The 25,307-nt window shown below is 39.5% G+C and carries 27 protein-coding genes and 1 riboswitch; of the genes, 2 read left to right on the top strand and 25 right to left on the bottom strand.

Annotation, left to right across the window (positions count from 1 at the left end):
• Window positions 1-8 precede the first annotated feature (8 nt).
• The 10 genes from ABH902_RS01180 to ABH902_RS01135 form a co-directional block, all read right to left on the bottom strand.
• A complete protein-coding gene (locus ABH902_RS01180) occupies window positions 9-1,103 on the bottom strand; it encodes a prephenate dehydrogenase (RefSeq protein ID WP_404588697.1) in 1,095 nt (364 codons plus the stop codon).
• Between the two features lie 26 nt (window positions 1,104-1,129).
• The gene (aroC, locus tag ABH902_RS01175; protein ID WP_404588925.1) at window positions 1,130-2,296 is read right to left on the bottom strand and encodes a chorismate synthase; all 1,167 of its coding nucleotides are present in this window, start codon (window positions 2,294-2,296) and stop codon (window positions 1,130-1,132) included.
• Between the two features lie 11 nt (window positions 2,297-2,307).
• Entirely contained in the window at window positions 2,308-3,369 is a 1,062-nt protein-coding gene (gene aroB / locus ABH902_RS01170) for a 3-dehydroquinate synthase (protein ID WP_404588696.1), read from the bottom strand.
• Window positions 3,370-3,412: 43 nt separating this feature from the next.
• Window positions 3,413-4,435, bottom strand: a complete 1,023-nt coding sequence (gene aroF, locus ABH902_RS01165; RefSeq protein WP_404588695.1) for a 3-deoxy-7-phosphoheptulonate synthase — start codon at window positions 4,433-4,435, stop codon at window positions 3,413-3,415.
• A 32-nt stretch (window positions 4,436-4,467) separates the two neighbouring features.
• A complete protein-coding gene (gene aroE, locus ABH902_RS01160) occupies window positions 4,468-5,337 on the bottom strand; it encodes a shikimate dehydrogenase (protein ID WP_404588694.1) in 870 nt (289 codons plus the stop codon).
• 431 nt (window positions 5,338-5,768) lie between these two features.
• On the bottom strand, window positions 5,769-6,221 hold the full coding sequence (locus ABH902_RS01155; RefSeq protein WP_404588693.1) for a hypothetical protein: 453 nt from the start codon (window positions 6,219-6,221) through the stop codon (window positions 5,769-5,771).
• Window positions 6,222-6,295: 74 nt separating this feature from the next.
• A complete protein-coding gene (locus tag ABH902_RS01150) occupies window positions 6,296-6,679 on the bottom strand; it encodes a thioesterase family protein (RefSeq protein WP_404588692.1) in 384 nt (127 codons plus the stop codon).
• A 6-nt stretch (window positions 6,680-6,685) separates the two neighbouring features.
• Entirely contained in the window at window positions 6,686-7,897 is a 1,212-nt protein-coding gene (locus ABH902_RS01145; RefSeq protein ID WP_404588691.1) for a CCA tRNA nucleotidyltransferase, read from the bottom strand.
• Window positions 7,894-8,682 (bottom strand): 4-hydroxy-tetrahydrodipicolinate reductase, encoded by a 789-nt coding sequence (gene dapB, locus ABH902_RS01140; protein ID WP_404588690.1) that lies wholly within the window; start codon window positions 8,680-8,682, stop codon window positions 7,894-7,896. The genes ABH902_RS01145 and dapB overlap by 4 nt, the downstream gene beginning before the upstream one ends.
• On the bottom strand, window positions 8,675-9,022 hold the full coding sequence (locus ABH902_RS01135) for a nucleotide pyrophosphohydrolase (protein ID WP_404588689.1): 348 nt from the start codon (window positions 9,020-9,022) through the stop codon (window positions 8,675-8,677). Before ABH902_RS01135 ends, dapB begins: the two co-directional genes overlap by 8 nt.
• Before the next feature lie 161 nt (window positions 9,023-9,183).
• Here ABH902_RS01135 and ABH902_RS01130 point away from each other — a divergent pair, with 161 nt between their 5' ends.
• Complete coding sequence (locus tag ABH902_RS01130; RefSeq protein ID WP_404588688.1) at window positions 9,184-10,071, top strand: YitT family protein; 888 nt, start codon at window positions 9,184-9,186, stop codon at window positions 10,069-10,071.
• A gap of 37 nt (window positions 10,072-10,108) precedes the next feature.
• Here the strand turns inward: ABH902_RS01130 and ABH902_RS01125 are convergent, their stop codons facing one another.
• The 10 genes from ABH902_RS01125 to ABH902_RS01080 all read right to left on the bottom strand — a co-directional run bounded on the left by ABH902_RS01125 (window position 10,109) and on the right by ABH902_RS01080 (window position 20,796).
• Window positions 10,109-10,648 (bottom strand): ReoY family proteolytic degradation factor, encoded by a 540-nt coding sequence (locus tag ABH902_RS01125; RefSeq protein ID WP_404588687.1) that lies wholly within the window; start codon window positions 10,646-10,648, stop codon window positions 10,109-10,111.
• Window positions 10,649-10,656: 8 nt separating this feature from the next.
• Entirely contained in the window at window positions 10,657-11,916 is a 1,260-nt protein-coding gene (locus tag ABH902_RS01120) for a tetratricopeptide repeat protein (protein WP_404588686.1), read from the bottom strand.
• 4 nt (window positions 11,917-11,920) lie between these two features.
• A complete protein-coding gene (locus ABH902_RS01115) occupies window positions 11,921-12,967 on the bottom strand; it encodes a hypothetical protein (RefSeq protein WP_404588685.1) in 1,047 nt (348 codons plus the stop codon).
• Window positions 12,968-13,481: 514 nt separating this feature from the next.
• Window positions 13,482-13,757, bottom strand: coding sequence for an HU family DNA-binding protein (locus tag ABH902_RS01110; protein ID WP_010761417.1), 276 nt, complete (start codon window positions 13,755-13,757; stop codon window positions 13,482-13,484).
• A gap of 248 nt (window positions 13,758-14,005) precedes the next feature.
• Complete coding sequence (gene der, locus ABH902_RS01105) at window positions 14,006-15,316, bottom strand: ribosome biogenesis GTPase Der (RefSeq protein ID WP_404588684.1); 1,311 nt, start codon at window positions 15,314-15,316, stop codon at window positions 14,006-14,008.
• 218 nt (window positions 15,317-15,534) lie between these two features.
• A complete protein-coding gene (rpsA, locus tag ABH902_RS01100; protein ID WP_404588683.1) occupies window positions 15,535-16,746 on the bottom strand; it encodes a 30S ribosomal protein S1 in 1,212 nt (403 codons plus the stop codon).
• Window positions 16,747-16,930: 184 nt separating this feature from the next.
• Window positions 16,931-17,602 carry a (d)CMP kinase gene (cmk, locus tag ABH902_RS01095; protein ID WP_404588682.1) on the bottom strand — a complete coding sequence of 224 codons (672 nt, stop codon included), beginning with the start codon at window positions 17,600-17,602 and terminating at the stop codon, window positions 16,931-16,933.
• A gap of 122 nt (window positions 17,603-17,724) precedes the next feature.
• Complete coding sequence (locus ABH902_RS01090) at window positions 17,725-18,252, bottom strand: SAG1386/EF1546 family surface-associated protein (RefSeq protein WP_404588681.1); 528 nt, start codon at window positions 18,250-18,252, stop codon at window positions 17,725-17,727.
• A gap of 73 nt (window positions 18,253-18,325) precedes the next feature.
• On the bottom strand, window positions 18,326-19,768 hold the full coding sequence (locus tag ABH902_RS01085) for a RecQ family ATP-dependent DNA helicase (RefSeq protein ID WP_404588680.1): 1,443 nt from the start codon (window positions 19,766-19,768) through the stop codon (window positions 18,326-18,328).
• The gene (locus ABH902_RS01080) at window positions 19,765-20,796 is read right to left on the bottom strand and encodes a helix-turn-helix domain-containing protein (RefSeq protein WP_404588679.1); all 1,032 of its coding nucleotides are present in this window, start codon (window positions 20,794-20,796) and stop codon (window positions 19,765-19,767) included. Before ABH902_RS01080 ends, ABH902_RS01085 begins: the two co-directional genes overlap by 4 nt.
• Window positions 20,797-20,834: 38 nt before the next feature.
• Between ABH902_RS01080 and ABH902_RS01075 the strand changes: the two genes are divergently transcribed.
• Window positions 20,835-21,047 carry a ferredoxin gene (locus tag ABH902_RS01075; protein WP_404588678.1) on the top strand — a complete coding sequence of 71 codons (213 nt, stop codon included), beginning with the start codon at window positions 20,835-20,837 and terminating at the stop codon, window positions 21,045-21,047.
• A 48-nt stretch (window positions 21,048-21,095) separates the two neighbouring features.
• Here the strand turns inward: ABH902_RS01075 and ABH902_RS01070 are convergent, their stop codons facing one another.
• The 5 genes from ABH902_RS01070 to ABH902_RS01050 form a co-directional block, all read right to left on the bottom strand.
• A complete protein-coding gene (locus ABH902_RS01070) occupies window positions 21,096-21,824 on the bottom strand; it encodes an alpha/beta hydrolase (protein ID WP_404588677.1) in 729 nt (242 codons plus the stop codon).
• Window positions 21,825-22,065: 241 nt separating this feature from the next.
• Window positions 22,066-22,674: an ECF transporter S component gene (locus tag ABH902_RS01065; protein WP_404588676.1), complete on the bottom strand. Its 609-nt coding sequence runs from the start codon at window positions 22,672-22,674 to the stop codon at window positions 22,066-22,068.
• A gap of 143 nt (window positions 22,675-22,817) precedes the next feature.
• Window positions 22,818-22,938, bottom strand: a riboswitch (FMN riboswitch).
• Between the two features lie 268 nt (window positions 22,939-23,206).
• The gene (locus ABH902_RS01060; RefSeq protein WP_404588675.1) at window positions 23,207-23,923 is read right to left on the bottom strand and encodes a pseudouridine synthase; all 717 of its coding nucleotides are present in this window, start codon (window positions 23,921-23,923) and stop codon (window positions 23,207-23,209) included.
• Window positions 23,923-24,531, bottom strand: a complete 609-nt coding sequence (scpB, locus tag ABH902_RS01055; protein ID WP_404588674.1) for an SMC-Scp complex subunit ScpB — start codon at window positions 24,529-24,531, stop codon at window positions 23,923-23,925. The genes ABH902_RS01060 and scpB overlap by 1 nt, the downstream gene beginning before the upstream one ends.
• Window positions 24,528-25,307 (bottom strand): segregation/condensation protein A, encoded by a 780-nt coding sequence (locus ABH902_RS01050; RefSeq protein WP_404588673.1) that lies wholly within the window; start codon window positions 25,305-25,307, stop codon window positions 24,528-24,530. Before ABH902_RS01050 ends, scpB begins: the two co-directional genes overlap by 4 nt.

Genomic DNA, 25,307 nt, shown 5'->3' with positions numbered 1-25,307 from the left:
TTATCTCTTTATTTTTCGTAACAAACGTAGCTGGTCTGCTCTTCAATTTGTTGCTTGGCTTTTTCCATGTCGCGTTGACGTTTAAAGCTCAATTGTAAAATCCCTTGAATATCTTCCCGCGTTTCTAAAATTTTAACGTTCGTCAATGAAACCTCCGCCTTGCCCAAAAGTCCGGTTACTTCAGCGATTACACCTGGTTGGTCCGGTACATCGATAAAGAGATCATAAAAGGCCGGGATTGCGCCTTCCTTGTGAACAGGCATTTGGTTTCTCGTTTCTTTCGCTGCATAAAAAAATTGGTGAATTGCTGCTTGATCTTCAGTTTTCAACCATTCAGCAACTTGCTGCATTTCTGCTTGCCACGAATGAAGCAATGCTAAAAGGACTTCTTTATTGCTTAACAGAATATCCGTCCACATTTGCGGATCAGAAGAAGCGATTCGCGTAATATCGCGAAACCCGCCGGCTGCCAGCTGTCTGGATCTTGGATAGTTCTCATTGAATACCTTACTTTGATTAACCAAGCCAGCTGCAATAATATGAGGCAAATGACTAAGCATTCCTGTAATTTGATCATGCTCTTCAGCAGATAAGACAACAAATTTTGCTCGAGTCCCTTTCAGCAGTTCCTTCATTGCTGCCACCAGCTCTTGTTTAACCTGATTTGGCGTCAAGATGTAATATGCATTTTCAAACAAATTCTCATCTGCAGCAGTAACACCAGATTTGTGAGACCCTGCCATTGGATGTCCGCCGATAAAATTCGTTAAACCTAGCTGAGCAGCCGTAGTCACAACTTCCAGTTTGGTGCTGCCCACATCTGAAATTACCACCGTTTCTTTTAAAGACAATCGACTCAATGTATGTAGCTGTTGAATCAGACTTTTCACTGGAGAAGACAGCAAAATCACATCAGCTTTTACGGCCGCCTGCTCCAAGCTTTCTGCTTTTTCATCAATAAGATTTCGTTTCAAAGCGAAATCTTCTGAGGATTTTTGCTGATCCAATCCAATAATTTTAACCTGCGGATGCGCTCGCTTGATACATAAAGCTAACGAACTTCCAATCAACCCTAAACCGACAATCAATATTGTTTTCTTCATTTTCGTCACTCTCCATTATTTTTTAGTTAAAAGGTTTGAGTATAGTGACGATAGTTTTTAACCTCGGTTTTCATTTGTTCGAAAGCATCACTGCCGAATTTCTCCAGCATGGCTTGCGCAACTTCTGTGGCCACCACTGCTTCACAGACCACACTTGCGGCTGGCACTGCCGTACTGTCAGAGCGTTCGACACTCGCTTTGTAAGGTTCTTTTGTATCAATATTGACACTCTGCAGGGGCTTGTATAATGTCGGAATGGGCTTCATCACGCCTCTGACGACAATTGGCATACCGTTTGTCATTCCGCCTTCAAAACCGCCTAAATTATTAGAAGTACGTGTATAACCTGTTTGTTCATTCCATACGATTTCATCCATGACTTGGCTTCCTGGTTTGGAGCCCATTTCAAAGCCAATCCCGAATTCTACTCCTTTAAACGCATTAATGCTTGTTACTGCTTGAGCGATTTTTGCATCAAGCTTGCGGTCCCATTGTACATAACTGCCAAGCCCAATCGGTACACCGCCGACAACGACTTCGACAACCCCGCCAATTGTATCGCCGTTTTTCTTAGTTTGGTCGATAAGCTGACGCATTGCTTCTTCAACAGTAGGATCCAGTACACGAACATCCGAATTTTCAGAGCGTTCCTGAATTTCCTGAACGGTTAAATTTTCGGGAATCGTTGCTTTAATGCCGCCCAAAACAGCGACATGACCGGCTACTTCAATGTCCAGCTCTTTCAATAATTTTTTTGCAACAGCGCCAATAGCCACGCGCATCGTCGTTTCTCTGGCAGAGGAGCGTTCCAGTACATTTCTAAGGTCATCATGCTGGTATTTAATGCCACCAACCAAATCCGCGTGTCCCGGACGTGGTTTGTTTAAGCGCCGAATTTTTTTCTCTTTTTCCGGCACTTCTGCAATGGACATAACAGATGTCCAATTTTTCCAGTCTTTATTTTCCACGATCAAAGTGACTGGTGAACCAAGCGTTTTACCGTGACGAATCCCGGAAGTAATTTTCACTTGATCCTTTTCAATCAGCATGCGCCCGCCACGACCATAGCCGCCTTGACGTCTGGCTAATTCCTTGTTAATGTCTTCAGGTGATAACGGTAGCCCAGCCGGTAGTCCTTCGATAATGGTTGTAAGCTCCGGTCCATGTGATTCTCCTGCAGTAATAAAACGCATCATATCTCCTCCTAGTCTAAATAACTCTTCATTTCTTCAATTGGTATTTGTACAATTTTTGCTTGGCCGATAGCTTCCAGCAAAATAATCTTAATGGTCGTGCCGCGTGTCTTTTTGTCGTGGGTTAAAGCGGTATATAACTGTTCCTTATCCCATTTATCTGTTGTAATGGGTAAATGAAATTTCTCAAGCATTTGATTTAACTGTTTTGTCGTTCCGCTTGGTGTCAGCTGCTTTGCTTCTGCCGCCTTGGTTATCCGGCTCATCCCGATCGCCACACCTTCACCATGAGTTAAGATACCATAGCCAGCAGTATTTTCTAAAGCATGGCCAATTGTATGGCCAAAGTTAAGCAATAACCGTACCCCATGATCCAGTTCATCCTCTTCCACTACTGATCGTTTGATCCTGCAGCAGGCACTAATAATTTCAACAGCATGAGCAACCAAATCCTGTTCGTCTTTTAACTGAGCTAATCGCTGCCATAATTCCTTATCGGCGATCGCAGCTGATTTGACGATTTCAGCGATACCTTCTCTTACCCGTCTAAGTTCCAAGGTATTCAAGGTGTTCGGATCAATTAAAACGCCGTCTGGTTGAGCAAAAGTACCAATAAGATTTTTAGCTTTTGCTGAATTGACAGCAGTTTTTCCGCCGATGCTGCTATCTACTTGAGCTAATAAGGTTGTCGGTACTTGGAGAAAATGCAGCCCGCGCATATAAGTAGATGCTACAAAACCAGCTAAATCACCAATTACGCCGCCACCTAATGCGACAATACCGTCACTTCTGGTCAGCCCCTCGTCTGCTAAGAAATCATAAATTTCTGCTGCAACCGTTAAGCTTTTGGTTTTTTCACCAGCTGGAACAACTATTTTAGAGGTTGTAAAGCCTGCTGATTGTAAACTGGCAAAAACTAAATCTGCATATAACTTGTCGACATTCGCATCAGTAATAATTGCCACCTTTTGTGGCGACCACAGCTGACGAGCCCAAGTACCAATCTCGGCTAAACATCCTTTTTCAATAGTGAGATCATACGAATGTTCTGGTAAGGTTACGGTAAGTTTCATTTGCTTAAACTCCTTTTGTTAAGTCTTCTTTGGCTCCTATCGTTTATCCTAAGGCTTTAATTTCCTGCATCGCCTTTTCAATAATATGCACTTCCTGCATCATTTTTAAGTACGTTTTTTCATTCAGAGACTGCGGGCCGTCTGACCATGCATTGGCCGGATCAGGATGAATTTCAACAATCAACCCATCCGCACCAGCAGCAACTCCTGCACGTGCCATTGGCGGAACAAGATCCCAGATACCTACGCCATGACTAGGATCAACAATAATTGGGAAATGACTTAATTTTTTAATTAAAGGAACTGCACTCAAATCAAGCGTATTACGTGTTGCTGTTTCGTAAGTACGAATTCCGCGTTCAATGAAAATCACATTAAAGTTTCCTTGAGCAGCAATGTATTCCGCTGCATTGAGCCACTCATCAATTGTACCAGAAATACCACGCTTTAAGCCGATCGGTTTTCCGGTTTTTCCGACAGCCTGCAATAATTTGAAATTCTGCATATTTCTCGCGCCGATTTGTAAAATATCACTGTATTTTGCCACTAATTCAAGATTTGCTTCATCCATAACTTCTGTAATGACCTTCATGTCAAATTCGTCCGCTGCTTGGCGAATATATTTTAGCCCTTCTTCTTCCAAACCTTGAAAAGCATATGGGGAAGTTCGAGGCTTGAAGGCACCACCACGTAAAATAGTAGCACCGCCTGCTTTAGCGATGCGGGCACACTCACGAATCTGCTCTAAGCCTTCAATGGAGCAAGGTCCAGCCATCATGGTCATACTGCCGTCACCAATTTTAACCCCGTCTACATCAACAATTGTATTTTCCGGATGAAACTCTCGACTGGTTAGCTTGTACGTTAATGAAATACGGACTGCATTTTCTACTCCGTCATAGCTGTTAAAAGCCACGTCCTGCATTTTTCGAGTATCACCAACTAAGCCAATGATCGTTTGCTCTTTACCTTCACTTAAATGAACTTCCAAGCCCTCTTTTTCTACACGTTCAATAACTGATTTAATTTGTTCCTTGGTTGCTTCTGATTTCATAATAACGATCATAATTCGTTCGCTCCTTCGACTACTTCTATTTTTTAATTGTTTTCCATAATTGGTTTAACGACTGCAATCGGCATTTCTTGCCCTGTCCAAAGCTCAAAAGCTGCAGCTCCCTGATACAATAACATGCCTAAACCATTTGCGGTTTTGGCTCCGCGTAAGCGTGCTTGTTTCAAAAATTCTGTTTCTCTTGGCGTATAGATCACATCATACACTGCTAAATCGGGACGGATAATGGAGAAATCCTGAATCGGTGTTTGCTGCTCCATTGGTTTCATACCAACGCCTGTGGCATTTAGTAACAAGGTACTTTCAGATACATCAAGCGTTAATTCCACTTCATTGGCTAAATCATGTAAGGTGATGGTACAAGCTGTATGTTCAGAAATATAGGCCAGTTTTGCTTTGATGTTTTCATAAAATTCATCTTTACGGTTATAAACGGCGATTTCTTTCACACCGTCTAAAGCCGCCTGTACGATAATAGCCGTCGCAGCTCCGCCAGCACCAATCACGGTCATCTTTTTCCCGATAATTGAAACCTCCAGATCCTGGAGACTTCTCATAAACCCGGTTCCGTCTGTATTGTGACCAGTCAGTTTGCCATTATCATTTGTGATCGTATTAACCGCTCTGATCAGTTGTGCTGCTTCACTTAGCTCATCCATATAGTCAACAGCTAAGATTTTATTTGGCATGGATAAATTGGCTCCCACCATATCCAAGCGCCGAATAGACGAAATGGCCTCTTTTAATCCATCTGTTCCCACTTCAAAAGCTAAATAAACAATGTCTAGCCCTAATTCTTGAAATGCGGTGTTTTGAATCATTGGTGAAACACTGTGACGAATGGGTGTGGCAAAAAGTGCGGCTAATCTGGTATGACCTGTAATCTGATTTTCCATCTTAACATCCTCCTCGAAGCTATTTTTATCGAACAAAAAAGGTGTACACTGTAAATGATCATAAATCTACAGTGTACACCCTAACCTTAAAAAAACAGGTAATATAAAAGCCACTATAGATTTTTCATCTACGTGGCTGTAAGTCATCTCAAAATCCCCTAGCCATCATAGATACAAACTTGCTAGTCTGTACCCATAATGTTTATGAATACAAACTCATCTAAAATAGCTAAAGTAATAGTTATTCAGTTGTAAGTGGTTATTTTTCATGTTAGACATAAGAATCACTCCGTCACTGATATTTAAGAATTGTTCTCAGTATATACCTAACAAATCTGAGTGTCAAGATTTTTCTATAACATTTACTTCATTGAATTACTTTACACTTCTTAAATCAAAAAAAACAGCCACAAAGGCTGCTTTTTTGATTTCTAAAATTCTTCCGGATATACATCGTCTACTGTTTGATTAGGATCAATCACAATATATAAGCTTTTTGTTTTTTCGCTGATTTTTGTTGATTGGTATACATTATCCAAACCTTCGTCTGTTTTATCTTTATATGGAAAATATACAAGATCCGGTGTACCGTTTTTGTATAAAATTTCCATCCGTTCGATATCCTCGTATTTTAAGGCGCGGGCAAACATTCCCAATTCCAGTCCGCCAAGGTTAATGTCATGGGTTTGAACATGATCTCCTTCTTGGAAGATTTCGATTTTGAAGCCTGCACAAGGGTGAATCTCCATAAATTCGCTGCCGTGTATACGACCGAAGCTAGTGGTAATTTGTTTAATCCACAAATCGCCGATATAACGACGCCCGATTGTCCAAGTTTCACCGTTTCTAAAATAGAATTTCAAGCCAGTCATTTCTCTACTCATCGTAAAATTCTCCTTACTAAAATAAATTCATTTTTATAATAATAAGTTTAACATAACTTCACGCTAAGGTCACTTCATTCATCTTTTGATTTAGCAAGCGACAATTTATTTAGAAAAACATCTGTTAAGATAACAGCTCTTTGATGCGTTCCAGTTGCAACAACTTGATCTTGATCTACCGCAGTGAAGGAAAAATTTATTTTTGTTTTTTCCTGTGATTCAATTCTTACGGTAATTGTAATTCTAGCGCCTACTTTAGAAGGACGCAGATGTTTGGCTTCGACCACTGTGCCAACGCTAGATTCCTCTGGCGCCAGCTCTTTATGCAGATATTCCTTCGCCGTATTTTCAACCATTGCAATCATTGCCGGTGTTGCTAAAACTTCAAGGTCTCCAGAACCAACTGCTTTCGCTGTTTCTTTATAATCAACCACAAACTCCTTTGAATATTCTTTCATTATTGTTCACTCCTTATTGATCTTCTCGTGTGCCATGTCGAGCAATGCTTCTTTTTCATTTGAAACTTGTCCATTAATTACTGCAGCGAGCAACTCCTCGATGAGATCTCCCAACCATCTACCTGGTTTTTTTTGAATCGAGCGTAGTAAGTCATTTCCTGAAACTGCCAGCTCTGACTTATCATGAATCGGCAAAGCGGCATACTGTTTCTGTACATCTTCAAGTTTACTATTTCCACCAAAATAAAACAATAGTTTTTCCACAGACAAAGCAACATCCAAGCCAAGCTGAAACATTACTTCAGCTTGCCACTGATTGTTCAAGCGATGCTGTAATCCGACGACTAATTTTTGTACCGTTTGAATCAGCTGATTGGAGAGCTTCCATTTTTTCAAAAAAGAACGCACCGAGTCTCCCTCAATCTCTAAAATATAGACTAGCAACGCCCACGCTTCACTTTCATGTTCAATCTGGCGATCGGGCAGATCCGCCAAACGCAGTAACGCTGTACCATAAGTCTGCAAACCGGGACAATACAAGTAGCATTCTGTTTCGACAAAGGGCAGTAAACCGGCTTTTCTATTTTTACCCAATAATAATTTGCTAAACTCAATTGCGATGCGTTCCACGGATATTTTTCCTAACAATGAATGAAAATCTTGAATGGCCGTTAATGTTTTTTCCTCGATGGTGAAATCCAGCTGACTGGCAAAACGCAATCCCCGCATCATTCTTAATGCATCCTCATGAAAACGTTCCTTCGCATTGCCTACCGCACAAATCACGTTCATTTTTAAATCATTCATGCCGTCAAAAAGATCAATCACTTCACCGTCACAAGTCATCGCTAAAGCATTGATCGTAAAATCCCGCCGCTTTAAATCTTCTTTTAAAGAACGAACAAAAGTTACTTCATCGGGACGCCTAAAATCCTGATACGTTGATTCTGTACGAAAAGTGGTCACTTCATATTGCTCGTCGCCAATTAAAATCAGTACCGTCCCATGTTCAATCCCCACATCAATCGTTCGCGAAAAAATCTTTTTAATCTCTTCCGGATAGGCGCTTGTAGCAATATCTACATCATGGATTGGCTTTTCCAGCAAAGCATCTCTCACACTGCCGCCCACAAAATATGCTTCAAAGCCATGCGCTTGAATTTCTTTTAAAACTACTTCAGCACGAATAAATTCTTCTGGTATTGACTCTAATTTCATAGTAAATTTTCCAACCCGTAAACTAAATGATCCAATTCTACCACTTTTTCACAGCCCAGAGCTACGCCGGACATAAATGAGCTGCGATCATAAGAATCATGTCTAATCGTTAGTCCTTCACCCGGAGCGCCAAATTGTACCTGTTGATGTGCAACTAAGCCTGGCAAACGCACACTATGAATCTTCATTCCCGCAAAATCAGCACCACGCGCGCCTGCGATTAGTTCTTTTTCTTCTGGATGGCCTTGGCTTTTCTCCTTACGAACTTCATGCATCATTTCTGCTGTCTTTAAAGCCGTTCCGCTTGGCGCATCCAATTTATTATCATGATGCAGCTCGATAATTTCGACATCCGGAAAATAGGCAGCCGCTTTTTGGGCAAACTGCATCATTAGCACAGCACCAATCGCGAAATTTGGCGCAATTAAGCCGCCAATTTTTAATTCCTTGGAACGAACGGTCAGTTCAGTTAGCTGCTCTTCTGTAAAGCCTGTTGTCCCAACCACTGGTGCAATAGCATGCTCTACAGCGAAACGAGTATTTTCATAGGCAACTTCAGGAATCGTGAAATCAATCCAAACATCCGGCTTAACGGTCAATACCGCTTCTTTTTCTTTAAAAATCGGCACATCAATTTGAGAATATTCGGCTAATTCGTTTAGATTTGTTTTTTCTTCAAAGGGATCTAACACACCTACTAGTTCAAAATTTTCCTGTGCCAACACCATTTTTGTAGCGGTCGCACCCATCTTCCCTTTAAAACCGGCAACTATAATTTTAATCATTCGTCTGTCCATCCTTTCGTTCAAAGCGATACTTATCACGCTGATTGAATTTTCCCATATTTTTTTGGAACGCCTCTGTTAAATCAATATCGAGTGAATTTGCCATAATTAATGTTACAAAAAGAACATCTCCCAGCTCCTCTGTCACTGTTTTTGGCTTTTCATCTGCCTTTTTTGGTTTTTCACCATAGTAATGATTGATTTCTCTAGCCAGCTCGCCGACTTCTTCCGTCAGACGTGCCATTTGACTCAGCGGTGAAAAATAACCTGTTTTAAATTGTTGAATATATGTATCCACTTCCTGCTGCATCTCAAAAAGTGATTGATGTTTCTCTTTCATTTTACCTCAACCTTTCTTCACTTACTACACATCTTATCAAAAACTCGCGGTTCTGAAAAGATTCTGCTTGTTGTTTGTTTAGGAGAGTGATAAAGTGATTAGTGATGAAAACGTGGACCTGCTAACTTGTCCAATTAAATTGCAACAACCGAGGTGCTGTTATGGAAGAAAAAAAGTTTTATGTTACAGATGTCTTGTTTATTTTGGCTGGAACCTGTCTTTATGCCTTTGGACTTGTCACGTTTAACATTGCCAACGATTTAGCAGAAGGCGGAGTGACAGGGATTACATTGATTTTAAGAGCGCTATTTCAAATAGATCCAGCTTATTCAACCCTGCTGATTAATATTCCTTTGATTTTAATTGGCGGAAAGGTGTTAGGCAAGCACTCCTTTTATTATACAATTTTAGGTACTGTTTCTCTGTCTGTATTTTTGTGGTTGTGGCAACGATTTCCGATTGTGGTGAATTTGGATCACGATTTATTAATTGCTTCTTTATTAGCCGGTTTAGCGGCAGGTACAGGCAGTGGACTCGTTTATCGTGTGGGCGGAACAACCGGCGGGACAGATGTGGTCGCCCGAATCCTTGAAAAAAAATCCGGCGTCAGCATGGGGCGTTCGTTATTAATCTTCGATATTTTTGTTTTATTATTATCCTTGAGCTATATTGACGTAAAACGTATGATGTACACACTGATTGTTTCCTTTGTCTTCAGCAAGGTGGTTGACTCCGTTCTTGATGGTGCTTATGCTGCAAAAGGCATGCTGATTATTTCAGACCACACGGAAGATATCGGGGAAGTGATTATGGCTTTACTTGAACGCGGCGTCACTTATTTAAATGGTCAGGGCGGTTATTCTCAAATGGATCGAAAAGTCCTGTATGTGGTTGTCAGTCCTAGTGAGCTGATGGAAATCAAACGAATCGTTCATGAATTGGACAGCAAAGCCTTTATTTCCGTCATTAATGTTCATGAAGCGATCGGTGAAGGCTTTACCTATGCAAGACCGCCAAAAAACTTTCTAAAAAAGAAACGACAATTTTAAGCATCCAAAAAAGTACCTGTTTTGGCAGGTACTTTTTTTAATTGTTTTTCAAATGATTTAATTCATCCGTCAATTCTAAAAAGGCTTCATAGTTATTGTCTTCCAAGGCAGAGTCGATTTGTTGATAGAGAAAGTTCATCTTTGCCTTTTTTTCTTCTTCAGCAAAAAAACGATCAATGCGGGCAACGACTTCTTCACTAACCTGCTCATTCCAGCGAGCATATGGATTATCCTCTAAAATAGATAAATAATGGCCATTTTGCCAAGCATTTTCAAATATACATTCTACATACAAGGCTTCTTTCCAATTCATACGAATCTCATGAAAGATTTGATCTGTGTCGGTAAATTCTTTTCCTGAAAGGAATAGCTTTATCGGTTCATCGTCCATTTCGCTGGAGGTCACTTTAATGCCGCGCGACGCTTTATTGGCCTGTTCTACAAAATGAACATTGTTTAAAATCGCCTCATGATTGATTAGATAGTTCAATATCCATAAGACTTCCCGCTGTGCAAACGAAATATTATTTACAAGCCAAACTAAAAAATCTTTTTTATCCGCTACATTGACAAACATAGAATCACCTATCTTTCTTCGATATCTTCTAACAAAGACTGGGCTTCATTATCACCGGGCTCGTGTTGTAGGTAATGCTGCAGTAATTCTTTCGCTTTGTCAAACTGCCCTTCCTCACGTAGAAACACAGCATACTCCTTTAAAAATTCTGGTTCATGGGAAAGCTCTTGATACGCTTGTTCATAATGGACCTTTGCTAGATCAAATTCTTCCGTTTCATTGTATGCATGGGCCAAATTCCATTCAGCGTAAGGATGCCCTTGTTCTTCCATTTGTTTTACCGTTTCAATAACCTCTTCGTAGCGTTCTTCATTCAAATATAAATTGCTAAGAGTCAACAGAGTTTCATCCGTTTTTTCGCCTAATTCTAAGGCTTGCTTCAATAATTGCTCTGCTTGCTCAGTATCATGAAGACGATAAGCATTTTCTGAAGCCAAATGGTAAAGATCTACTTGGAAAGGATTTTCTTTGATTCCCTCGGTCAGTACTTCCCTTGCTTCTTCTAACTGTTCTTCTTCCTGCAAGGCTTCTCCTAACGATAAATACAACGATTGATAATGCGGATTTAACGCACGTAGCTGCTGTAACAACGCAATAGCTTTTTGATGCTCGTGAAGCTGTAAATACGTAAAAGCCAACTGGAACAAGCGGTCATCTGTCTGCTCTTGATTTAGCGCTTCTTCAAGAAAGGGAATGGCCGCTTCAAAATCTCCCAGCATGCTATAGCTTGCTCCTATGCGTTCGTGAATAGAAACCGTCGCTATTTCCGTGACCTGTTGATTTAATAACTCTTCGTAAGCATTGACTGCTTCGCCGAACTGCCCATTGGTAAAATACAATTCTCCCAATGCAAAAGTAACTAGCGGCTCATCCGGTAAAAGCGCCTGCGCTTCTTTTAATTTTGCTTCGCTTACTTCAGGAATTCCCAACACTTGATAAAGATCAGCCGTTACCAACAAGCTTTGGACATAGCTGTCACTTTCCTTGCTAATTTTTTCCAAGTACATAAACGCATCATCAATTAAATTATTTTCAATTGCCATTTCAGCTAATGGCAAATTTAACCCCTCTGCTTCTGGGTGCGCTTGTACAAGATGTTCAAAAACTGCTTGCGCTTCCTCTAAAAAGCCTAAAGACAATAACTCATCACCTAAGTCAGCCAGAGTATCGTCATCATCATGCTGCAGCGCCTCTTGCAGCATTAATTGCGCTTGCGCTAAATCTTCTTCGTGTAATGCCTGTAGCATTTTTTCACTATAGGTTGTCATATGTTTATCCTCGAATCTCTTTTAAAATAGTTTTATAATTCTCCACTGTAGCCAAAAGCTCAGCTGCCGTGGGTGTTCTTGTTCCTTCTGTTTTACCGATTTCCTTTAAAATAACGGCGGTTTCTCCTTGCCGAATACATTGCAAAATTCCTTCTACATAATCACTTACCAATACTTGTTCGGGAAAATCCACTGGAAAACCCAGTCGCATCAACCAGATCATAAAGTTTTTAAAATGAAAAGGAAACTGATGCACTTCTTGAGACCAACGTAATTGTAACAAACAGCCTAAGAAGCTTTTCATCGGTCCGGAAAGTAAGTGCCCACTGACATGTTCATGGAAGCCGCATTCAAACAATCGACCGAATTGATCAATCTCTGTGCCCTGTTCTGCGTAATAGCGGATCATCTCATCCAGCAAACCTGTGAATGAAGGCTGCTTCAAGCGCGCCGCATCCGTATAATTCCTAAACAACAGCCGTAAAAAGTCATAATTAGCAACTAAGCCGCAGCGAATGAACACAAGAAAATCAATTAACTTGCCGTCTCCTTGATTTAAAATCAAGGTATGATCGTAAACAATTTTTTCCGCTAACACTTCCGTTTTTAAAACGGAACGATGATGCAGCTCAATCTGCGAGCTGCTTAAAAGACTTTTGCTGAAGGAACGAATAGACAACGGCAGTAGCCAACAGCTGGAGCTCACCATAGATGTCTGATGTAAAAAAGTAGTTAATTGAATAACACCTTCATTGCCAATACCTAAAAAAAGAAAACGCTGCTGCAGGTCAAATTCCGATAAAAAAGACAACACATTTTCTAATTCACGAAAATTATTGCAGTGGGGATCATTCTTACAAATATACCAGTCTAATTCCTGATGATTACCGAAAAGCTGAATGAGTTTGTCAGCAAATAAATCATAGTAGCGCTGATTAGTAATCAAAAAGATATGTTTGTTATCTAATGACAGGCCTTTAAGTTGTGAAGCAAAGGTTTCGCCGTAATAAACAGTTGTTTTTAATGAACCTTGACGATAGGAAATCTCCACGCTATTCACCTCTTTTACCTATTTTACCATTATTTACAGCAAAACCAAAAGAAGGAAGAACTTTTTTATTTGGTTTTGCATGTTTTGTTTTCCGTTCATGATGATTGTCAAATAACTAGATTAAAAACATTTGTTCTTAAATTTTATTAAATAATAAACACAATTCTTTCATTATTCAGTACAATTCTTCATGATTATTTTTCAAAAATCACATAATTAATCGTTATAATGGTTATGTTTCAAGCAGGCGTCTTTTGGGAACTAGCGCACTCTCGAAATGCTCTGACATGAAACACAGTGATTCGGTCAAACGTTGACAGTAGGTTTTATTAGTGAAATACAGCAAGGTTATCCATTTTTAAAAGAAGACAGAGAAGAGGTTCGTGTCTTGAGAGCCAAGGCTTATTAGCGTAAGCCAAGGAATTGACAGAGCGCTTCTTCTGTCTTCTTTTGCTTTTATGTACGTTAAGACAAAGAAAGAACCCTTGAAATATCAAGGGTTCAATGACTGTTTTTATTTAACAGCATCTTTCAAGGCTTTACCTGGTTTGAATGCAGGTACTTTACTTGCAGCGATTTGAATTTCTTTACCAGTTTGTGGGTTACGTCCTTTACGAGCCGCACGTTCGCGAACTTCAAAGTTACCAAAACCGATTAATTGAACTTTTTCACCTTTAGCAAGAGATTCTTGGATTGTTGAAAATACAGCATCCACTGCTGCAGTTGCGTCTTTTTTAGTTAAACCAGTTGAAGATGCAACGTTTTCGATTAATTCTGCTTTATTTGCCATGGATTATTTCACCTCCTCCACAAGGGATAGGATATCTAATTAGATACCAATTTTACGTCTATTTTTGAGTGGTCCAAAAATGACACAGAAATATTGATTTGGATCAATATTCTGTTATCACGATATCATAGGAAGCCAGTAATAGCAAGGCTTTTGATACTTTTTATCCAGTTTTTTCCGAAATTATCATTTTTTTGTATAAGTTACGGAATTTATTTGTGCATTTGAAAAAAGTGTGGTAAAATGCGCTATTTGCGGCGTCTTGGGATGATTTTGATCGGTGTCCCTTCAAAAGTAAAGGCCTTCCGAATTTGGTTTTCTAAAAATCTGGCATAAGAAAAGTGCATCAATTCTTCTTCATTAACAAAAATAACAAAGGTCGGCGGTTTTACAGCCACTTGAGTCGCATAAAATACTTTCAAACGCTTGCCTTTATCTGTTGGCGTCGGATTAATCGCAATCGCATCCATTACCACGTCATTCAATAACGCGGATGGAATTCTTAGGTTTTGATTCATGCTGACTGTTTCAATTAATTCAGGCAGCTTATTCAAACGCTGTTTGGTCACGGCTGAAACGAAAATGATCGGCGCATAATCAAGATACTGAAATTCATCCCGAATTTCCTCTTCAAAATCACGCATAGTATTGGTTTCTTTTTTGACAGTATCCCATTTATTCACAACGATAATAATGCCCCGACCTGCTTCGTGAGCATAGCCAGCCACTTTTTTATCTTGTTCACGAATGCCTTCTTCTGCATTTAGAACCATTAAAACAATATCTGAGCGTTCAATTGCCCGCATTGCCCGCATAACGCTGTATTTCTCAGTGTTTTCATATACTTTTCCGCGTTTGCGCATTCCTGCTGTATCGATCATCAGGAATTTTTGGCCATTTTCCGATTCGAAATACGTATCGATTGCATCGCGGGTTGTTCCTTCAATGTCGGAAACGATTACTCGTTCTTCGCCAAGAATCGCATTAATCAATGAAGATTTCCCGACATTGGGACGGCCAATTAAACTAAATTTAATGGTATCTTCGTCTTCTTCTGCAGCTTCGGTTGAGAAATGCTTCACTGCTTCATCAAGAACATCACCGATCCCTAAGCCATGACTTCCTGATATAGGAAACGGATCACCTAAGCCTAATGAATAAAATTCATAAATATCATTTCTCATTTCAGGATTATCCACTTTGTTAACGGCTAATATTACCGGTTTTTTACTGCGGTATAGGATTTTTGCTACAAGTTCATCTGCATCTGTCACGCCTCCTCTCGCACTTGCGATAAAGATGATCACATCTGCTTCTTCAATAGCGATTTCAGCTTGGTGCTTAATTTGATCCATGAAAGGTTCATCGCTTAAGTCAATCCCTCCAGTATCGATAATACTAAACTCCCGGCCTAGCCACTCTCCCGTGGCATAAATGCGATCTCTAGTAACACCGGGTGTATCTTCGACAATTGAAATTCTTTCCCCAGCTATACGGTTAAAAATCGTCGATTTTCCGACATTCGGACGACCGACAATTGCAATTGTTGGATTTGCCATTCAAACTACCTCCTTGACAGTTTTCAATCCTTACTAGTTTACCTAAAGCCGGCCTAAGATGCAAGGAAAACCGGAAAAAAATCACGTTAACATCCTATGAAATCAACCATTGTCAGCACATTCAAAACAAAAAAGCGCGCTCCAAAAAAAAGAACTGCCGTTTTCGCCATTAGATTAAAATATTCTAACGGAGAAAGGCAGTTTCTTCTCATATACGATTATTCTGAATCAGACGTTTGGTCCTTTAAAGCATCTCCAAGGATATCGCCCATGGTAAAGCCTGTGTTTTCTTCTGGAAGCTCGTATTCTTCTACATCTTTAGGCTCTTCCTTAGATTCAGGTTTTGCCTCTAAAGCTTTGATGCTAAGTGCAATACGGTGCTCGTCCGGATTGACTTCCAGTACTTTTACCTGAACTGTTTGTCCTTCTTGTAACACTTCATGAGGTGTTGCAATATGCTTATGGGAAATTTGTGAAATGTGCACTAAGCCTTCTGCTCCAGGGAAAATCTCAACAAATGCGCCAAAGCTTGTTAGACGTTTGACTGTTCCTTCAAGAACAGAGCCGACCGGTGCTTTTTCTTCAATGCCTTCCCAAGGACCAGCTAAGGTTTCTTTAATTGATAAAGATACACGTTCCGTTTCTGGATTCACTGAAAGAATCTTCACTTTCACATCATCACCTACTGATAATACATCGCTAGGCTTGCCGACATGCTGATGCGCTATTTCAGAAACATGCACTAAACCGTCAATACCACCTAAATCAATAAAGGCACCAAAATCAGTTAAGCGTGCTACTTTTCCTTCAATAACATCACCATCATGCAATGAGTCCAGAATATCCTTTTTCTTTGCATCTTTTTCAGCTTCAACTACTGCTTTATGAGATAAAATCAAGCGGTTTTCGGAAGGTTCGATCTCGATAATCTTGAATGCAAGTGTTTGTCCTTTGTATTCAGAAAAATCATCCACAAAATGATCTTCTACCATTGACGCCGGTACAAATCCTCTAACACCTACATCAACCACTAAGCCACCTTTAACCACATTTGTGACAGGTGCTTCAATGATTTTACCGTCTTGAAAATCTTGTTCGATTTCTTCCCAGACTTTTTTCGCGTCCAAACGGCGTTTTGATAGCAAATAGCTGCCGTTTTCTTTGTCTTTACCGATTGAAGTGATAACTACTAAATCTAAGATATCTCCTACTTTAACTAGTTCGTTGATATCTTCTACTTGAGTAGTAGATAATTCTTTGGCAGGTACGACGCCTTCTACCCCAGCGCCTTCAATACCAACAATTACTTGCTTGTCTTCAACAGCAAGCACCTCACCCTTAACGATATCGCCAACGTTTACTTCTTGAACGCTGTTCATCACATCTTCCATTGTTTCATTGCTGTTTTCAACTTGTTTGTCTTCTGTCATGAATACTTATCCTCCTATGCCACCAAAAAATTCGTAAAAACTGACCTACTCCCTTAATTTTAAGGGATTTCACTGAAAAAATAAAGCGATTTCTCTCATTTTTCCGTATTTCTTTTAAATATAAAGTCATTTTGTGCTTAATTTGGGTAAAAGCTGGTTCTATTTGAAGGTTTTCCTTGATTTCTCATAAGCTTTTTGTTGAGATTACTGCTTCAATGGCTTGAACAACTTCTTCGATCGACATTCCACTAGTATCGATTTTCACCGCATCAAGCGCCTGCTTCAACGGCGATACTTCACGCGTAGAATCCAGATAATCCCGTTGTTCAATTTCTTTTTTTAAAGTTTCGAAATCTGTAGGAATCCCTTTTTCCTGATTTTCCTTGAAGCGGCGTTGTGCTCGTTCTTCCACACTAGCAACCAAAAATATCTTTACTTCCGCATCAGGTAAAACCGCCGTACCAATATCACGACCGTCCATCACCACTCCTCCAGCTTGGCCAATGGCTTGCTGCATGCCGACTAGCTTCGCACGGACTTGTGCATGCTTTGCTACAATCGAAACAGCATTCGTTACGTCAGGCTGTCTAATGGCCTCGGTTACTTCTTGGTCATCAACAAAAACTTTTTGCTGCTCCGCAGCTTGTTCAAAGGAAATAGTATGTTCCGTACATAATTCAGCCAGCTTTGCCTCATCTTCAAAATCAACGCCTTGCTGCATGGCTAAATAAGTCAACGCGCGGTACATAGCTCCTGTGTCACAATAAATATAATGTAGCTTCTTTGCTAAAATTTTGGCTACGGTACTCTTTCCTGACGAAGCAGGCCCATCAATGGCAATACTAATCTTTTTCATAATGCACTCCCCTAAAGTAATAAAGAAAAATGGAACCAAACAAAAAGAGTTTAGCTCCAGCTTCTCAAAGAAACAGGAAAAAGAGCCAACATCTTACTGTCGGCTACAATTTTTCACCTATTTTATTTCACACGTAAAGATTGACCCGGCTGTAATACGCTATCAGCCGTCAATCCATTTAATTCAAATAATTCTTCCGTAGTTATACCATTTCTGGTCGCTACTTGGTTTGGCCCTTCACCATTTTGAACCTCTGTATATACTGGTTCTTCAGAAGCTGGAGTTTCACTTGATGGTGTAGTTTCTGAAGAGCTTGATACTGGTTCTTCTGTCGCTGAGCTTGATGAGTCAGGCACAGAAGAAGAGGTTGATGAGCTGTTTTTTGTTGATGATTGAACGACTACTGATGAAGCCTTCGTCGCCGGCTTATTGTTGCCGTGATTATCTCTCATCATATACAGATAAGTTCCTACCGGTAATGAGATAATTAACAGTAGCAAGATAACTAAAATGGTCAAGAATACTGTATTTCCTTTTTTTTGTTGGCGTTTTTCTAAGCGGGAACTACTGTTGCCTTTATCTGTTTCGTAGATTGATTGTTCCCAAGGTTCACGCGGGCTTGATGGTTTTCTCTTATCTTTTTTACTCACGTATTGTTCCTCCTAAAATTCTCTCGTGTGCTATTATACCACAGCTCTTTCAGATCTGCAGTCTAAAAAAAGATTATTCTAAATCTTTAAATAATCTTATTAAAATATCTTCCCAGTGCACAGGCATTTCATAATCTCCTGGTGATTGTACTATTTGAGCTTGATAGTTGTCAAAAGATAAGCCGCATCGATCACAGCAGTTCTCCTGACTTTCAACAGTGTCTTCTTCAGAAAAATAGGCTTGAATAAAGCTTCTTCGACATTGCCTTGTATGAATGTAGTTTAACATATTCTTTAGCTGTTGTTGTCGTTCTTTCTCTTTTCTTAATAATCTTTGTTTTAATTCACTCAGTGAATATTCTTCTTGTAAATAGCCGGCCAACCACTTTTGTTGAATTTCATTTAATTGCGGCGCTGCCTCTGTTACTTGTTCGGTTTGAATCAGCTGCTGTAAAACTTCCCGGTCTAACTGGCTTTGTGCTTGAAAAAAATAATGAATTTTCTCGTCGCCCTTTTGGTAAAGAAGAATCGCAATACTATTTTCACCGTCACGGCCTGCTCTGCCAATTTCCTGTACATAATTTTCCAGACTATCCGGACAATCATAATGAATGACAAAACGAACATCTGGCTTGTCAATTCCCATGCCAAAAGCATTCGTTGCACACAAGACATCCAATTGATTAGCTACAAATTGTTGCTGCAGCAAACTACGTTCATTAGGTGTTAAACCACCGTGATAAAAAGCTGTTTTTAATTGTGTGTGCGAATGTATTAACTCCGCAAGCTGTTCTGTTGTTTTTCTCGTCGCACAATAAATGATGCCACGCTGCTGCAGCTGTTGTAAATAAGTAATAAGCTGTGTTTCTTTGTCAGTAGTTTCTTCTACTACTAAACCAATATTCGGACGATTAACCGAAAAAATGACTTGAGCACATGCCCTTTTTTGTGGAAAGATCAGCTCAATGATTTCCTGACGGACTTGCAAAGTAGCTGTTGCTGTTAATGCCAATGTTAACGGATAGCCGCATTCCGCTTGTACTTTAGCTAGCTCTGTATACTCAGGTCGAAAATCTACGCCCCACTGAGAAACACAATGGGCTTCATCAACTACAAACAAGGCCAGTTTCAACTTAGCAATTCGCTGTCTAACTGCGGATTGCATCAAGGTTTCCGGACTGACAAAAATAAATTTATACTGCTCTAAATGTTCCAGAACATATTGTTTTTCCGTAAATGTCAAGCTGCTATTCAAAGCAACAATCCCCAGCGTTGTTTTTCTTTGAAGTTGAACAACCTGATCTTCCATTAATGATAATAATGGCGAAACGATAATTACGGCTCCGTCCAGCAGCTGTCCTACCATTTGATAGCATAATGATTTTCCCGTACCCGTTGGTAAAACAGCAAAAGTATCTTCATGATGCAGTAAATGCTCAATAACTTCCTGTTGTCCCGGCTTAAATGACTCAAAACCAAACATTTCTTTTAACTGTTCATTTAAATTTAGTGTCATTTTTCTTTTTCTCTTTCTTCTTTAATTTTGCTGATCTGATATAAACGAAATTCAAAATAATCTAAAGCAGGAGCTTGCTCTTTCAAAGAACGATACTGCCAGTTCTGATATGGAGCAGATAAATGGCCTAACAATCGGCAGGTTTCCGCCGAAATAAATTGCTGAAAGGGAAAATCAGTTGTCAATGCCAGTTCAATCAGATGATCTTGAACCGTACTCTTTTTGATCTTTCTTTGCTCAGCAATTTGGGCAACGGAAAACTGCTGATTTAAATAGCGTTTGGTTTCATTCATACTTTGATTTTCATTTTGCTTTAGCAAAGGTGCAATAATACATTTTAGCACTTTTATATCCTCACGCTCTGCAATTAAATAGAGTAAATGATGCAAAATGGCTTTTCTATGAAGAAATGCCTGAAATTTATCCTCTTGATAGGACTGCACTTGGAAAGAGGTTCTGCCGATGAACTGATAGCCTGAAAATTGCCGAGCTAAAAAATCCGCTTCTTCAGCAGAAAGCAAGGAAAAAAGAGTGAACCATTCATAGCGGCAGGCGGAAATTAATTCTTTTTTTGAAAACGCACGAATCGCTTGTTTTAATTGCTGCTGATAAAAAGGAGAAAGCTCCAACGGACTATAATTTTTATCTGCGTATGAAAGATGTGAAACTACCTGTACAGAAAACTGTAATAAACGCCAGCAATTCTCATCTGTTTTGCCATAGAGATAATTATTTAACCATGGATAAAACGTCATTTGTTGACGAAATTTTTTTTGCCCTTTGTCAGTAATGACCGCGTGCCCTTGTGTGTCTTGTTCCAATAAATGTTCGCGACATAATTCTTCAATACAGGCATCAAATTGCCTTTGCGCTAAATCCGGACATAGTTGAAAAAAATTTAAATTATTATATAAAAAACCATAAAGTAAAACAGAGCTTGTCCGCTTACCCTTCAAAAGATGATATAACGTCGAGATTCTTGCCTTGTATCCATGCTGAAATAACGCTAAAATGTAATAGGGTTTCATCTTAACACCTCTTTACCCTTAGAATAGGATGTGCTTATATGTTATGTAAAGTGATTCCGGAAAAATGTATTGCATGTGGACTTTGCCAAGTCTATGCACCGAATTTTTTCGATTATGATGATAATGGTATTGTTATTTTAAAAAATGATCCTGAGGTTTGTCAAGAATTCGTGCCGGCTTCAGAATCAGAGAATGTCTTAACAGCGTACCGCAAATGTCCAGTTCGTGCAATAGAACTCGAAGAAAAATAAAAAAGAAAATGTAAGGCTCGCTCAGCATGAGACCTTACATTTTTCTTTTTAGTCAAGCTGTTGCAGCCAGTGAACCAGCTGATCAGCAATAGCAGCTTGCTGTTCTTCATTGGATATCTCAGCCGGATTGTCACCTTTTTGTTCGCCATAGCTGCCAAAGCCAGCATGATTTCCGCCATTAATTTCTGTATAAATAGTCTGTTCTGGTAAAAATGCTTTTCCTTTGTCATAAGATTTACGGTTAAGCACGCCATCTTGGCTACCTGTTAACGACAGCACACCACCTTTAAAGGCAGATAGATCGCCTTTTGCTTCGGGATAGCTGGCCAAAAAAAAGACACCGTCTAAACTTTGATCAGTCAGGTGCTCGGCCGCAAAACGACTAGCCATGACTCCCCCTAGAGAATGACCACCAATCACATATTTTTTGATATGATTTTCCTTGATGATTTTTTCAGCATTGTTTTCACCCAAAATAGCTAAATTAAACGGCGCTTTCGGTAAATAAACTGTATAGCCTTTTTCAGCGATTTTCTCAGCCCAAAGACTGTAACTAGCATTATCCACTAAAGCACCCTGATAAAATATTACTGCCGGTTGCTCAGATTTTCCTTTAAAAACAAGCGTTCCATCAAGCGACTTGGCTTGCTCCGCGCTCGCTTGTGCCTGGGTAGTGGGCTGATATGTTTGGGTACGAATATAAAAGATGCCAATTGCTGCTAAACCAATTATGATACCCAGTACAATGAGCAGAATGCGTCTTAGCTTTTGCTTCATAGAATAAGACTCCTCTCTTTTATCCATTCCTTACAAATAATACCATTTAACGACAAGAAAAAAGGTTGAGCCAAAAGTCGTTTAGGTTCGAGCAATTGGAGTAAAAGACGACCAATATGCTTTTTATATTGATCGTCTTTTATGAAATTGCCGAAGAACCTGACTTTCGGCCACCGTTTATTCGTAAGTAGTGGCGGGACAAAACTGTTTTTTAGTTTTGTCCCGTCCTCTTTGTTTCTATTTATTTTAAAAGTGTTTCTTTATGATTTAAGTGGTACTGTTTTTTAGACAGCCATGGTAAAAGCTTCGCATGCAACACAAGAAAGACTGCACTGACAATAGCTCCTTTAATCAAATTAAATGGTAAAATACCAATTGTTACATATTTAGCTAAGGACATGCCTAAAAATTGATCCGCCGTTACGCCAAATAATTTTAGATAAAGTGGTGTAATCACAAAATAATTACCGACACTCATAAAAATAGTTAAGGCTGCAATTCCGGTAATAATGCCTAACGCTTTGTTTGAAAATTTTTGACTTCCGCGTTTAAAGAAATAGTACATCGGTAGTGTAAACACTGTAGAAGCTAAAAAGCTGGTAATATCTCCTACAAAATTTTGTGGGGTAGCTCCAGTCGTAAACAAATGAATAATGGAACGAATAAAAGCTGTAGTTACTCCTGCCAGCGGACCAAACAAAAACATGCTGATCATAACTGGAATATCACTAAAATCAATTTTTAAAAAGCTTAGTGATGGAATAATCGGAAAAGCCACGAATTGTAAAACTGCACCGATTGCTGCCAGCATGGCAATGCTGACCATTTTTTGTACCTTGGTGTTTCTCATATGAAATCCTCCTGTTAAGGACCCATCTTCAAACGAACTTTTCTAAATCAACCTATTCAGTTTGCCACAAAACAAAAACTCTATTTTTCGCAGGGAAAAATAGAGTAGAGTTATCTTATCTGAAATAGATCCATTCAAATAAGCCCTATCTTCTTTATCCAGACTATACTGTCGGTATTGGAATTACACCAATTCAACTACTTAAAAAGTAGGTCGTGGACTATACCACCGGTCGGGAATTACACCCTGCCCCTGAAGACGAACCTTTATTAAATTTTTGTACATGTACAGTATACAACTTTTTACGGAAAATGCAATAGTTACGTCTTTCACATTTTTACTTACAAAAGAAGTGGGCAAGATAAAACTAAAAAACAGTCTTGTCCCGCCCACTACTTACGAATAAACGGTGGCCCAAAGTCAGGTTCTTCGGCAATTTCATAAAATTTGATCAATATAAAAAACATATTGGTCGTCTTTTACTCCAATTGCTCGAACCTAACCGACTTTTGGTTCAACCTCTTTCTTGCGCTTATTTGGCTTGATTTAATAATGTGCTGATTTCTTTTTTATTTAAGTTGCGATATTCTCCGGGTCTTAATCCTTTTAAAGTTAAGTCACCGTATCTTTCGCGTTTTAATTTCTGCACCGGATAACCTACGGACTGTAGCATTTTTTTCACTTGATGATTACGTCCTTCATGAATGGTCAGCTCTACGATACTTGTATTGGTTTTAAGATCAACTGAAATAATTTGAACGCCGGCCGGAGCAGTTTTATATCCGTCAATTTTAATTCCTTTCGTCAGCGGCTGTAAGTCATGCTTTTTGGCTAAACCTTTGACCTTTGCGACATATACTTTGTCGATTTCATGGCTGGGATGGGTAAGCTTTTGTGAAAATTCACCATCATTTGTCAGTAACAATAAGCCTGAAGTGTCATAGTCCAGACGCCCGACAGGATAAATCCGTTCTTTAATGTGGGTAAAATAATCCGTGACTACTTTGCGGCCCTTGTCATCAGAGACAGCTGAAATAACGCCTTTTGGTTTGTAAAATAAATAGTAGCCGTATTCTTCCTGATAAATCGGTACATCATCGACTTCAACCTGATCATTTTTTCCCACCTGTGTACCCAACTCTTTGACAATTTTGCCGTTAACTTTTACACGACCTTTTAGAATATATTCTTCCGCTTTTCTGCGCGAGGTAATTCCTGCATGAGCAATTACTTTTTGAAGTCTTTCCATTACTCTGTTTCCTCCGTTTCTTCGGCTGCCGGTTCTTCGTTTAATTCCTTGTAGCGATCGAAAAACAGATCTAAAGGAAGCTCTTCAGCAATTTCTTCTTCCATTTGATGAATGTCAGGCAGTTCATCTAAGGAACGCAACCCGAAATAATCCATGAAATAAGCCGTTGTTCCATATAAAATGGCTCTTCCCGGGCCATCCACTCGTCCTTTTTCTTCAATCAACTGACGAGCAACCAGCTTTTGCATCGAGCCAGCAGACTGAACGCCTCTGATTTCATCGACTTCTACTCTAGATATTGGCTGCTTATAAGCCACAATAGATAAAGTTTCAAGAGCCGCTTGAGATAAGGAATTGGATAATGGTGATTGGGCATATTTTTTTAAAAGTGGGGCAAATTTTTTCTTAGTTGATAAGACAAAATGATTGCCGACTTCTAAAATATTCATGGCACAATCCTGATCAGCTTGATATTTTTCTTTTAAAATTGTTAATGCTTCATATGTTTTTGCTGTTGATAATTCAAGTAAGCTGGATAATTCCTCCAGTCCGATGCCTTCATCACCAACGACAAATAGAATAGCTTCAATTTGACTTACTGTGGTCACGCTGTTTCCTCCGTACTTGATTCAATCTCTTCTGACCTATTATACAATAAAATAGTTGTATAATTTTCTTCCTGTTCTACATGGATTACGCCTTTTTTCATCAGCTCTAAGAGCGCCATGAAGGTTGTCACTACTTCTTGCTTGGTATAAGAAATGAAAAAGTCTTCAAAATGAACAGGAGTATGCTTATCCAGTCGACACATTCTTTCTGAAATTGTGGCAATTTTTTCTTCAATTGATACATCATCACCGGCAACTGTCGTTTCCACTGGACGACGATTTTTCTTTTTTTCCAGCATAGCATGAAAAGCCAAGAATAGATCAATCGTATTCAGCTGATTTGGTTTAAGCGCTGGATTGTCCTCTTTGTATTCATCAATATCCATTGGTTCCTTTGTGTAATAAAGACTTCTCTCTGCTTCTTTTTCATGTAAGAGTCCGGCCGCATATTTAAATTTGCGATATTCCAATAATTGGTTTACCAGCGCATCCCGCGGATCTTCTCCTTCAAGCAGCTCGTCTTCAGCTGAAAGCTCCAGCTCTTGTTTTGGCAGCAGCATTTTGCTTTTAATGGCCATCAAGGTAGCGGCCATCACCAAATATTCTCCGGCAACCTCCAACTCCAGCGTTTTCATTGTATGTATATAATTCATATACTGTACCGTTACTTCTGCAATCGGAATATCGTAGATATCAATTTCCAGTTTTTTAATTAAGTGTAAAAGAAGATCCAACGGACCTTCAAATACATCTAATTTTACATTAATTTCTTGCAA

Source organism: Enterococcus sp. UD-01, assembly GCF_044909655.1.
Lineage (GTDB): Bacteria > Bacillota > Bacilli > Lactobacillales > Enterococcaceae > Enterococcus_L.
The sequence above is the reverse complement of the archived record's forward strand: the minus strand, read 5'-3'. Positions and strand labels throughout refer to the sequence as shown.

Excerpts from the sequence above, each read along its gene's own strand:
- ABH902_RS01180 (WP_404588697.1), bottom strand. The coding sequence starts at position 1,103 with ATGAAGAAAACAATATTGATTGTCGGTTTAGGGTTGATTGGAAGTTCG.
- aroC (WP_404588925.1), bottom strand. The coding sequence starts at position 2,296 with ATGCGTTTTATTACTGCAGGAGAATCACATGGACCGGAGCTTACAACC.
- aroB (WP_404588696.1), bottom strand. The coding sequence starts at position 3,369 with ATGAAACTTACCGTAACCTTACCAGAACATTCGTATGATCTCACTATT.
- aroF (WP_404588695.1), bottom strand. The coding sequence starts at position 4,435 with ATGATCGTTATTATGAAATCAGAAGCAACCAAGGAACAAATTAAATCA.
- aroE (WP_404588694.1), bottom strand. The coding sequence starts at position 5,337 with ATGGAAAATCAGATTACAGGTCATACCAGATTAGCCGCACTTTTTGCC.
- ABH902_RS01155 (WP_404588693.1), bottom strand. The coding sequence starts at position 6,221 with ATGAGTAGAGAAATGACTGGCTTGAAATTCTATTTTAGAAACGGTGAA.
- ABH902_RS01150 (WP_404588692.1), bottom strand. The coding sequence starts at position 6,679 with ATGAAAGAATATTCAAAGGAGTTTGTGGTTGATTATAAAGAAACAGCG.
- ABH902_RS01145 (WP_404588691.1), bottom strand. The coding sequence starts at position 7,897 with ATGAAATTAGAGTCAATACCAGAAGAATTTATTCGTGCTGAAGTAGTT.
- dapB (WP_404588690.1), bottom strand. The coding sequence starts at position 8,682 with ATGATTAAAATTATAGTTGCCGGTTTTAAAGGGAAGATGGGTGCGACC.
- ABH902_RS01135 (WP_404588689.1), bottom strand. The coding sequence starts at position 9,022 with ATGAAAGAGAAACATCAATCACTTTTTGAGATGCAGCAGGAAGTGGAT.
- ABH902_RS01130 (WP_404588688.1), top strand. The coding sequence starts at position 9,184 with ATGGAAGAAAAAAAGTTTTATGTTACAGATGTCTTGTTTATTTTGGCT.
- ABH902_RS01125 (WP_404588687.1), bottom strand. The coding sequence starts at position 10,648 with ATGTTTGTCAATGTAGCGGATAAAAAAGATTTTTTAGTTTGGCTTGTA.
- ABH902_RS01120 (WP_404588686.1), bottom strand. The coding sequence starts at position 11,916 with ATGACAACCTATAGTGAAAAAATGCTACAGGCATTACACGAAGAAGAT.
- ABH902_RS01110 (WP_010761417.1), bottom strand. The coding sequence starts at position 13,757 with ATGGCAAATAAAGCAGAATTAATCGAAAACGTTGCATCTTCAACTGGT.
- der (WP_404588684.1), bottom strand. The coding sequence starts at position 15,316 with ATGGCAAATCCAACAATTGCAATTGTCGGTCGTCCGAATGTCGGAAAA.
- rpsA (WP_404588683.1), bottom strand. The coding sequence starts at position 16,746 with ATGACAGAAGACAAACAAGTTGAAAACAGCAATGAAACAATGGAAGAT.
- cmk (WP_404588682.1), bottom strand. The coding sequence starts at position 17,602 with ATGAAAAAGATTAGTATTGCCATTGATGGGCCTGCTTCGTCAGGAAAG.
- ABH902_RS01085 (WP_404588680.1), bottom strand. The coding sequence starts at position 19,768 with ATGACACTAAATTTAAATGAACAGTTAAAAGAAATGTTTGGTTTTGAG.
- ABH902_RS01080 (WP_404588679.1), bottom strand. The coding sequence starts at position 20,796 with ATGAAACCCTATTACATTTTAGCGTTATTTCAGCATGGATACAAGGCA.
- ABH902_RS01075 (WP_404588678.1), top strand. The coding sequence starts at position 20,835 with ATGTTATGTAAAGTGATTCCGGAAAAATGTATTGCATGTGGACTTTGC.
- ABH902_RS01070 (WP_404588677.1), bottom strand. The coding sequence starts at position 21,824 with ATGAAGCAAAAGCTAAGACGCATTCTGCTCATTGTACTGGGTATCATA.
- ABH902_RS01065 (WP_404588676.1), bottom strand. The coding sequence starts at position 22,674 with ATGAGAAACACCAAGGTACAAAAAATGGTCAGCATTGCCATGCTGGCA.
- ABH902_RS01060 (WP_404588675.1), bottom strand. The coding sequence starts at position 23,923 with ATGGAAAGACTTCAAAAAGTAATTGCTCATGCAGGAATTACCTCGCGC.